Here is a 10,000-nt window from a genome sequence, read left to right on the forward strand (position 1 = left end):
TTGGAAAATATCCATGATTTATGGACCAAAGCGCTGACTGAAATAGAGAAAAAATTAAGCAAACCCAGCTTTGAAACATGGTTAAAATCAACAAAGGCCCATGCACTGCAAGGAGACACCCTAATCATTACAGCTCCTAACGACTTTGCCCGCGACTGGCTCGAATCACGATACTCAGATTTAATTGCTGAAACTCTTTACGATTTAACAGGGGAAGAATTAGCCGTAAAATTTATCATTCCCCAAAATCAATCAGAAGAGGACTTTGATCTTAATGCTCCACGAAAAAAAGTTCAAAAGTCAGATGAAACGAGCGAATTTCCTCAAAGTATGCTGAATCCTAAATATACGTTCGATACGTTTGTTATTGGCTCTGGAAACCGTTTTGCCCACGCAGCATCGCTTGCCGTTGCAGAGGCGCCTGCTAAAGCCTATAACCCTTTATTTATTTACGGGGGAGTTGGGTTGGGGAAGACTCACTTAATGCATGCAATTGGCCATTATGTGCTAGACCATAATCCAAACGCAAAAGTAGTGTATTTATCTTCTGAAAAATTTACCAATGAATTCATTAACTCGATTCGTGATAATAAAGCAGTTGAATTCCGTAACAAATATCGCAGTGTTGATGTGTTACTGATAGATGATATTCAATTTTTAGCTGGAAAAGAACAAACACAAGAAGAGTTTTTCCATACGTTTAATACGCTGCATGAAGAAAGCAAGCAGATCGTTATTTCGAGTGATCGTCCACCGAAAGAAATTCCTACGTTAGAGGACCGCTTGCGTTCTCGATTCGAGTGGGGATTGATTACAGACATTACGCCACCGGATTTGGAAACGCGTATTGCCATTTTGCGTAAAAAAGCAAAAGCAGATGGTTTAGTGATCCCAAATGAAGTGATGCTGTATATCGCGAATCAAATTGACTCGAATATTCGTGAGCTAGAAGGGGCTTTAATTCGCGTTGTTGCTTATTCTTCTCTAGTAAATAAAGATATTAATGCTGACTTAGCAGCAGAGGCGCTAAAGGACATCATTCCAAGCTCTAAGCCTAAAATGATTACGATTCAAGATATTCAGCGGGTAGTAGGGCAACAATTTAATATTAAGTTAGAGGATTTTAAAGCGAAAAAGCGTACAAAATCCGTGGCTTTTCCAAGACAAATTGCCATGTATTTATCTCGAGAGCTGACAGATTTTTCACTACCAAAGATTGGGGAAGAATTTGGGGGACGTGATCACACAACCGTCATTCACGCTCACGAAAAGATTTCTACACTGCTAGGAACAGATAATCAGTTGAAAAATCAAATTCAAGAGATTAAAGATATTTTGCGGTAATCCACTTATCTCTTGTAACATGTGAATAATTCATATAGTATTATGCACAGTCTATCCACATGTGGATAGACTGTAATTATTGGGCTGCAGTATAGTTATCCACATACTCACAGCCCCTACGACTACTACTACTCTTTTAAAATAATAATAAAAGTATTCCTAAAACCATTTAGTCCATAGGAGGATTTCCATTATGAAGTTTATTATCGCGAAAGATGCATTAGTGCAAAGTGTTCAAGATGTCATGAAAGCTGTATCTTCTCGAACAACGATTCCAATCTTAACAGGGATCAAAATTGTAGCAACGGATGAAGGCGTAACTCTAACAGGAAGTGATTCAGATGTATCAATCGAATCATTCATCCCAGTAGAAGAGGATGGAAAAGAGATTGTTGACATTCATCATTCTGGAAGTATTGTGCTGCCAGCAAGATTCTTTAGTGAAATTGTACGTAAATTACCAAAGGAGACTGTTGAAATTGAAGTTCAACCTCATTTTTCGACGGTTATTCGATCAGGTAAGGCTGAATTTAACTTGAATGGATTAGATGCTGAAGAATATCCTCATCTTCCACAAATCGAAGAGGAGAACGCATTTAAAATTTCAACGGACCTTCTTAAAAACATGATCCGCCAAACTGTCTTTGCGGTGTCCACCTCAGAAACACGACCTATATTGACAGGTGTAAACTGGAAGGTAGAAGACAAGATTCTTACATGTATTGCAACGGATAGCCATCGACTTGCGCTTCGTAAGGCTCCAGTGGAAATTGATGCTGATTCTTCTTACAACGTCGTTATTCCAGGTAAAAGCCTAAGTGAGTTTAGCAAGATTTTAGATGATTCTCATGACCTAGTAGATATTGTTATCACAAACAATCAGGTTTTATTCAAGACGAAACATATCTTATTCTTCTCTAGACTACTTGACGGAAACTATCCTGATACGTCTCGTTTAATTCCATCTGAAAGTAAAACAGATATGACGTTAAATGTGAAGGAGTTTTTACAAGCAATTGATCGAGCGTCTTTATTAGCAAAAGAGGGACGCAACAATGTGGTGAAGTTATCAACGCTTGAGGAAGGGATTGTAGAGATCTCATCTAACTCACCTGAAATTGGTAAAGTAATTGAGGAGGTCCAAAGTCAATCCATCGACGGGGAAGATTTAAAAATCTCTTTCAGTGCAAAGTATATGCTTGATGCACTAAAAGCCTTAGAAGGAACTGAAATTAAAGTTAGTTTCACTGGTGCAATGAGACCTTTTATTATTCGTACACCAGAAGATGATTCTATGTTACAATTGATCTTACCAGTACGTACTTACTAATCGATTGAACCATCAATTTTTATATAATCGCTCTTTTTCTGTAATTCTTAGTCTTTAGCTGAGGTTTGAAAAGGAGCGATTTTCTGCCTAAAAAGAGGACTTACAAGGGTGCGCACTAGATTACGTGCCCTTGTCCTTTTCTCTTTTCGTTTTATTTAGTACAATATATAAGATACACAATTTGAAAGTGAGAGGTATTCGATGAAGGAAGTTCGCATCTCAACAGAAGTAATTACATTAGGTCAATTTTTAAAATTAGCGGATGTAATCCAAACGGGTGGCATGGCTAAATGGTTTCTTCAAGAATATGAGGTATATGTAAACCAAGAACCTGAAAATAGACGAGGTCGTAAATTAAAAGATCAAGATATAATAGACATTCCTGATGTAGGGACGTTTGTGGTGATTTCTTAAAGTTGGTGATCCCTTTTGTATATTAAAGAACTATCTCTGGTAAATTACCGGAACTATAATCGAACAACTGTTTCCTTTGAGAATAAAGTAAATGTGATCCTTGGTGAAAATGCTCAAGGAAAAACAAATGTCATGGAATCGATCTTTGTGTTGTCTATGGCTAAATCACATCGTGCATCAAATGATAAAGAGCTTATTCAATGGGATCAAGAGTTCGCAAAAATTACAGGTCAGATTGAAAAGCAAAACGGACCAACCCAACTAGAGTTAATCATCTCAACGAAAGGGAAGAAGGCAAAATATAACCATATTGAGCAACAGAAGCTTAGTCAGTATATTGGGGCTTTGAATACGGTCATGTTTGCCCCAGAAGATTTAAATCTCGTTAAGGGTAGTCCCCAAGTTCGAAGACGATTCATTGATATGGAGATTGGTCAGGTTTCTCCTGTATATATGTATGACTTAAGTCGTTATCAAAAAATTCTTCAGCAACGCAATCAGTATTTAAAACAACTCCAAACGAAAAAGACATCTGATATAACGTTTTTAGAAATCATGACAGAACAGCTGTGTGAGGTTGCTGCTCGTGTGCTAAAGAAACGATTTGAGTTTTTAGATTTGCTGCAAAAATGGGCAGAACCGATCCATGATGGCATAAGTCGTGGGAAGGAAACGTTAAAAATTACGTATAAAAATTCAATAGATGTATCAGACAAAGAAGACTTGTCGAAAATGATAGAAGAATATGCGAAAAAGTTTGAGCAGATTCAATCAAGAGAAATTGACCGCGGAGTTACGCTCGCTGGTCCACATCGGGATGATTTGATTTTCTACGTAAACGATAAAGATGTTCAAACCTTTGGCTCTCAAGGCCAACAGCGTACAACCGCTTTGTCACTGAAACTAGCGGAAATTGAGCTTATTTATTCAGAGGTAGGGGAATATCCCATTCTTTTATTAGATGATGTTCTCTCAGAACTAGATGATTATCGACAATCACACTTACTCAATACCATTCAAGGAAAAGTCCAAACCTTTGTTACGACCACAAGCATTGATGGTATTCATCATGAGACATTAGAACGTGCTGCTACCTACGAGGTAACAGCTGGAGAGATTCAGCGTATTAAATAGTTTTTTGCGCCACTTTCTATCCATGTAACAATCATTATGGATTCACTAGAAAATGGTAGGTAAGTAAAGATTCATTCAAATATATTTTTTACAAACATCTAACAGCTCTACTTGTAGAGTATGTAATAAAAAGTGTAGGTGAGAGACAATTGCCAATGGAACAGAAAGAAGTACAACAATCATATGATGCAGATCAGATACAGGTATTAGAGGGCTTAGAAGCGGTACGTAAACGTCCAGGTATGTATATTGGATCTACAAGCGGAAAAGGTCTTCACCATTTGGTGTGGGAAATTGTAGATAACAGTATTGACGAAGCTTTAGCTGGTTATTGTTCAGAAATCGGAGTAACCATCGAGAAGGACAATAGCATTACCGTCACTGATGATGGTCGTGGAATTCCTGTAGGTATGCATGAGAAAATGAAACGCCCAGCTGTCGAAGTTATTATGACAGTTCTTCATGCCGGCGGTAAGTTCGGTGGAGGAGGCTATAAAGTTTCCGGTGGTCTCCATGGTGTAGGGGCTTCTGTTGTTAATGCCCTGTCAGAATTCTTAGAAGTGTTCGTTCACCGTGATGGAAAAATCCATTACCAAAAATATACGCGTGGTGTCCCAAATGAAGATCTAAAGGTGATTGGCGATACAGACAAAACGGGTACAATTACACACTTTAAGCCAGATCCAGAAATCTTCAAAGAGACGTTAGAATATGACTATGACACGCTTGCAAACCGAATTCGTGAATTAGCGTTCCTAAATCGTAATATTAAAATCACGATTACAGATAAACGTCAAGAGCCAGAAAAGCACAAAGCTTATCACTATGAGGGTGGAATTAAATCCTATGTTGAGCACTTAAACCGCTCAAAAGAACCTATTCATGAAGAACCTATCTATATCGGTGGAGAAAAAGATGGAATCTCGATCGAGGTAGCGATGCAGTATAACGAAGGATATATTAGCAACATCTATTCTTTCGCTAACAACATCCATACTTACGAGGGCGGTACACATGAATCTGGATTCAAAACGGCCTTAACACGCGTTATCAATGATTATGCTCGAAAGAATAATCTTTTTAAAGATAGCGATGCAAACTTAACTGGTGAAGATGTTCGAGAAGGTTTAACAGCAATTGTCTCAATTAAGCATCCTGATCCTCAGTTTGAGGGACAAACAAAAACGAAATTAGGAAATAGTGAAGCGCGTACAATCACTGACTCGCTATTCTCTGACCACTTAGAGCGATTTTTACTTGAAAACCCGAACGTTGCTCGTAAAGTAGTAGACAAGGGAACAATGGCCTCTAGAGCCCGTCTAGCAGCGAAAAAAGCGCGTGAACTTACTCGACGTAAAAGTGCTTTAGAAATCTCTAGTCTTCCTGGAAAACTAGCAGACTGTGCTTCAAAAGATCCTTCTATTAGTGAACTATACGTAGTAGAGGGAGATTCAGCGGGTGGATCAGCAAAGCAAGGCCGTGATCGCCATTTCCAAGCTATCCTCCCATTACGTGGAAAAATTATCAACGTGGAAAAGGCTCGTCTTGATAAGATTTTATCAAACAACGAAGTTCGCTCTATCATTACAGCTTTAGGAACAGGGATTGGTGGAGACTTTGATATTACAAAGGCTCGTTACCATAAACTTGTCATTATGACAGATGCTGACGTTGATGGTGCGCACATTCGTACGCTGCTATTAACATTCTTCTATCGTTATATGAGACAAATCATTGAGCATGGCTATATCTACATTGCGCAGCCGCCTTTATATAAGGTTTCTCAAGGTAAACGTGTTGAATATGCGTACAACGATAAACAACTAGAAGAAGTATTAGCTACCTTGCCAGCTACACCGAAACCTTCTCTTCAACGTTACAAAGGTCTAGGAGAAATGAATCCCGACCAACTTTGGGAAACAACAATGGACCCAACAAATCGTACATTGCTTCAAGTAAGCTTAAAAGATGCGATTGAAGCGGACGAAACGTTTGAGATCTTAATGGGTGATAAGGTAGAACCGCGTAGAAACTTTATTGAAGAAAACGCTAAATACGTTAAAAACCTAGATATCTAAGTTCGTTTATTGAAATATTCATCATTAAACAAAGTAAGTCATCACAGGATAGAAGAAACTCTATCCTGTCTTTACTTATTGAACGCCTGTATTTTATAAACGAGCTTTTTAAAGGAGGTTCTGATGTATGTCAGATAAGCCAGTTTCGAATGTAAAAGAGATTAATATTAGTAAAGAAATGAGAACGTCATTCTTAGATTATGCCATGAGTGTAATCGTTTCACGTGCCTTGCCTGATGCTCGTGATGGATTAAAGCCTGTTCATCGCCGTATTTTGTATGCAATGAATGATCTAGGGATGACATCAGATAAAGCACATAAAAAGTCAGCACGTATCGTTGGTGAAGTAATCGGTAAGTACCATCCACATGGTGACTCATCTGTTTATGAAACAATGGTTAGGATGGCTCAAGATTTTAGTTATCGCTACATGCTTGTAGATGGGCACGGAAACTTTGGTTCTATTGATGGTGATGGGGCTGCGGCTATGCGTTATACCGAATCCAGAATGTCCAAAATTTCTATGGAGCTCTTGCGCGATATTAACAAGGATACAATTGACTACCAAGATAACTATGATGGCTCTGAACGTGAACCAGTTGTTCTTCCTTCGCGTTTCCCGAACCTTCTAGTGAATGGATCATCTGGGATTGCAGTAGGGATGGCAACTAATATTCCTCCACATCAACTAGGTGAAGTTATTGATGGAGTTTTAGAACTAAGTAAAAATCCAGAGATTACGATCCCTGAATTAATGGATATCATTCCAGGTCCTGATTTCCCAACGGGTGGACAAATTCTAGGGCGTAGTGGAATTCGCAGAGCGTACGAAACGGGTAAGGGTTCAATTACAGTTCGTGCCAAAGTAACGATTGAAGAAAAACCAAATGGAAGAGAAACAATTATCGTTTCTGAGCTTCCGTATCAAGTGAATAAAGCAAAATTGATTGAGAAGATTGCTGAATTAGTGCGCGATAAAAAGATTGATGGAATTACAGACTTACGTGACGAATCTGACCGAGAAGGTCTACGTATCGTCATTGAAGTTCGTCGTGATGCAAATGCAAATGTTCTATTAAACAATTTATATAAGCAAACAGCTCTTCAAACAAGCTTTGGTATTAATACACTCGCATTAGTTGAAGGGCAGCCTAAAGTGCTGAACTTGAAGGAATGTTTACATTATTACTTAGAGCATCAGGTAGTCATTATTCGTCGCCGTACGCAATTTGAACTACGCAAAGCCGAAGCAAGAGCTCATATCTTAGAAGGTTTGAAGATTGCACTAGACCATCTTGATGAAGTAATAGCCTTAATCAGAAGATCTCAAACAGGAGAAATTGCAAAACAAGGCTTAATGGAAAACTTCTCATTAAGTGAAAAACAGGCCCAAGCAATCCTTGATATGCGTTTGCAGCGTCTGACAGGTTTAGAACGTGAAAAAATCGAAGAAGAGTACCAGGCTCTTGTTGCTTTGATTCAAGAACTAAAAGCCATTTTAGCTGATGAGGAAAAGGTACTTGAAATCATTCGTGAAGAGTTAATGGACATCAAAGAACGTTACAATGATGAGCGCCGTACTGAAATTGTGCTAGGTGGACTAGAAACAATTGAGGATGAGGACTTAATTCCTCGCCAAGATATTGTCATTACGTTAACACACAACGGGTACATCAAGCGCCTTCCTGTTTCTACTTATCGAAGTCAAAAGCGTGGTGGTAGAGGAATACAGGGAATGAACATGCATGAGAATGACTTTGTTGAGCATCTCTTAACGACTTCTACACATGATACGATCCTGTATTTTACAAACAAAGGGAAGGTCTATCGTACAAAAGGTTATGAAATTCCTGAGTTTAGTCGTACAGCGAAGGGTCTCCCAATAATCAATTTACTTGAGGTCGATAAAAACGAATGGGTAAACGCGATTATTCCAGTGGAGCAATTTGTAGATGACGCTTATCTATTCTTTACAACAAAACAGGGAGTTTCAAAGCGTACACCTCTTTCTTCTTTTGAAAATATCCGTACAAGTGGATTGATCGCTCTAGGATTGAGAGAAGAAGATGAGCTTATCTCTGTTAAGCTGACAGACGGTAAAAAAGAGATTTTAATTGGTACTCAAAACGGAATGCTGATCCGTTTCCCAGAAGATGATGTTCGTTCAATGGGACGTACTGCAACCGGAGTAAAAGGAATTACGCTTGCAGATGATGACGAAGTCGTAGGAATGGAAATTTCCGATGATGAATCTGATATTCTTATCGTCACAAGAAATGGATATGGCAAACGGACGAAAACATCTGAATATAGAATTCAGTCCCGTGGTGGGAAAGGTCTTCGAACATGTAACGTTACAGAAAAGAACGGTAAAATCGTTTCACTTAAAACGGTAACTGAAGAAGAAGATATTATGCTGATCACGGTGAGTGGAGTTTTAATACGCGTTGCCACGAAAGATGTTTCTCAAATGGGACGAAATACGCAAGGTGTGAAATTGATTCGTCTTGGCGATGAAGAATTCGTTTCAACTGTAGCGAAAGTAGAAGTTTCAGAAGAAGATTCAGACGAAATTACCGATGAAGAAACAGAAATAGAAACAGAAGTAGTAGATACTGAAGAATAAAAAAAGGGACATGGATCTATTGAAGATTCGTGTCCTTTTTCTTTATAAAAAAGATGCTTTATTGTTTTTAAATTTTTTTTAGGTTTTCTATTGAACTAAGAAAGAATATCTGATATTATATTAAAAGTCAGCAACACACATACATAAGTCGAAACAACAACTTAAAAAGTGGTTGACACAAAAAGCTTAAAGTGATATATTAAAGAGGTCGCTTTTGGGACAAGAGTTCTTTGAAAACTGAACAAAACAAGCAAAACGTCAACGTTTTAAAAGTAAGACAACAAATGAGCAAGTCAAACATTTCTTCGGAGAGTTTGATCCTGGCTCAGGACGAACGCTGGCGGCGTGCCTAATACATGCAAGTCGAGCGGACTTGTTAGAAGCTTGCTTCTAACAAGTTAGCGGCGGACGGGTGAGTAACACGTGGGTAACCTGCCTGTAAGATGGGGATAACTCCGGGAAACCGGAGCTAATACCGAATAACACTTTCGCTCGCATGAGCGGATGTTAAAAGACGGTTTCGGCTGTCACTTACAGATGGACCCGCGGAGCATTAGCTAGTTGGTGAGGTAACGGCTCACCAAGGCGACGATGCGTAGCCGACCTGAGAGGGTGATCGGCCACACTGGGACTGAGACACGGCCCAGACTCCTACGGGAGGCAGCAGTAGGGAATCTTCCGCAATGGACGAAAGTCTGACGGAGCAACGCCGCGTGAGTGATGAAGGTTTTCGGATCGTAAAACTCTGTTGTTAGGGAAGAACAAGTATGAGAGTAACTGCTCGTACCTTGACGGTACCTAACCAGAAAGCCACGGCTAACTACGTGCCAGCAGCCGCGGTAATACGTAGGTGGCAAGCGTTGTCCGGAATTATTGGGCGTAAAGCGCGCGCAGGCGGTTCCTTAAGTCTGATGTGAAAGCCCACGGCTCAACCGTGGAGGGTCATTGGAAACTGGGGAACTTGAGTGCAGAAGAGGAAAGCGGAATTCCACGTGTAGCGGTGAAATGCGTAGAGATGTGGAGGAACACCAGTGGCGAAGGCGGCTTTCTGGTCTGTAACTGACGCTGAGGCGC

Annotated in this window: 6 protein-coding genes and 1 rRNA gene (1 of these 7 cut by a window edge); all 7 read left to right on the forward strand. The window is 39.5% G+C overall.

Annotated features, from left to right (window positions below):
• A complete protein-coding gene (gene dnaA / locus IE339_RS00005) occupies window positions 1-1,344 on the forward strand; it encodes a chromosomal replication initiator protein DnaA (protein WP_053401788.1) in 1,344 nt (447 codons plus the stop codon).
• Between the two features lie 193 nt (window positions 1,345-1,537).
• The gene (gene dnaN, locus IE339_RS00010) at window positions 1,538-2,674 is read left to right on the forward strand and encodes a DNA polymerase III subunit beta (protein WP_242172564.1); all 1,137 of its coding nucleotides are present in this window, start codon (window positions 1,538-1,540) and stop codon (window positions 2,672-2,674) included.
• Window positions 2,675-2,875: 201 nt separating this feature from the next.
• Window positions 2,876-3,088, forward strand: coding sequence for a S4 domain-containing protein YaaA (gene yaaA, locus IE339_RS00015; RefSeq protein ID WP_242172566.1), 213 nt, complete (start codon window positions 2,876-2,878; stop codon window positions 3,086-3,088).
• A gap of 15 nt (window positions 3,089-3,103) precedes the next feature.
• A complete protein-coding gene (gene recF, locus IE339_RS00020) occupies window positions 3,104-4,222 on the forward strand; it encodes a DNA replication/repair protein RecF (RefSeq protein WP_053401785.1) in 1,119 nt (372 codons plus the stop codon).
• 155 nt (window positions 4,223-4,377) lie between these two features.
• Complete coding sequence (gene gyrB, locus IE339_RS00025; protein ID WP_242176298.1) at window positions 4,378-6,300, forward strand: DNA topoisomerase (ATP-hydrolyzing) subunit B; 1,923 nt, start codon at window positions 4,378-4,380, stop codon at window positions 6,298-6,300.
• A gap of 127 nt (window positions 6,301-6,427) precedes the next feature.
• Window positions 6,428-8,926 carry a DNA gyrase subunit A gene (gene gyrA / locus IE339_RS00030; RefSeq protein ID WP_242172568.1) on the forward strand — a complete coding sequence of 833 codons (2,499 nt, stop codon included), beginning with the start codon at window positions 6,428-6,430 and terminating at the stop codon, window positions 8,924-8,926.
• 302 nt (window positions 8,927-9,228) lie between these two features.
• Window positions 9,229-10,000: ribosomal RNA gene (locus IE339_RS00035) — 16S ribosomal RNA — on the forward strand (it continues 780 nt past the right edge of the window).

It is taken from the genome of Priestia koreensis (assembly GCF_022646885.1).
Taxonomy (GTDB): Bacteria; Bacillota; Bacilli; order Bacillales; family Bacillaceae_H; genus Bacillus_AG; species Bacillus_AG koreensis_A.

Excerpts from the sequence above, each read along its gene's own strand:
- dnaN (WP_242172564.1), top strand. The coding sequence starts at position 1,538 with ATGAAGTTTATTATCGCGAAAGATGCATTAGTGCAAAGTGTTCAAGAT.
- yaaA (WP_242172566.1), top strand. The coding sequence starts at position 2,876 with ATGAAGGAAGTTCGCATCTCAACAGAAGTAATTACATTAGGTCAATTT.
- gyrB (WP_242176298.1), top strand. The coding sequence starts at position 4,378 with ATGGAACAGAAAGAAGTACAACAATCATATGATGCAGATCAGATACAG.
- gyrA (WP_242172568.1), top strand. The coding sequence starts at position 6,428 with ATGTCAGATAAGCCAGTTTCGAATGTAAAAGAGATTAATATTAGTAAA.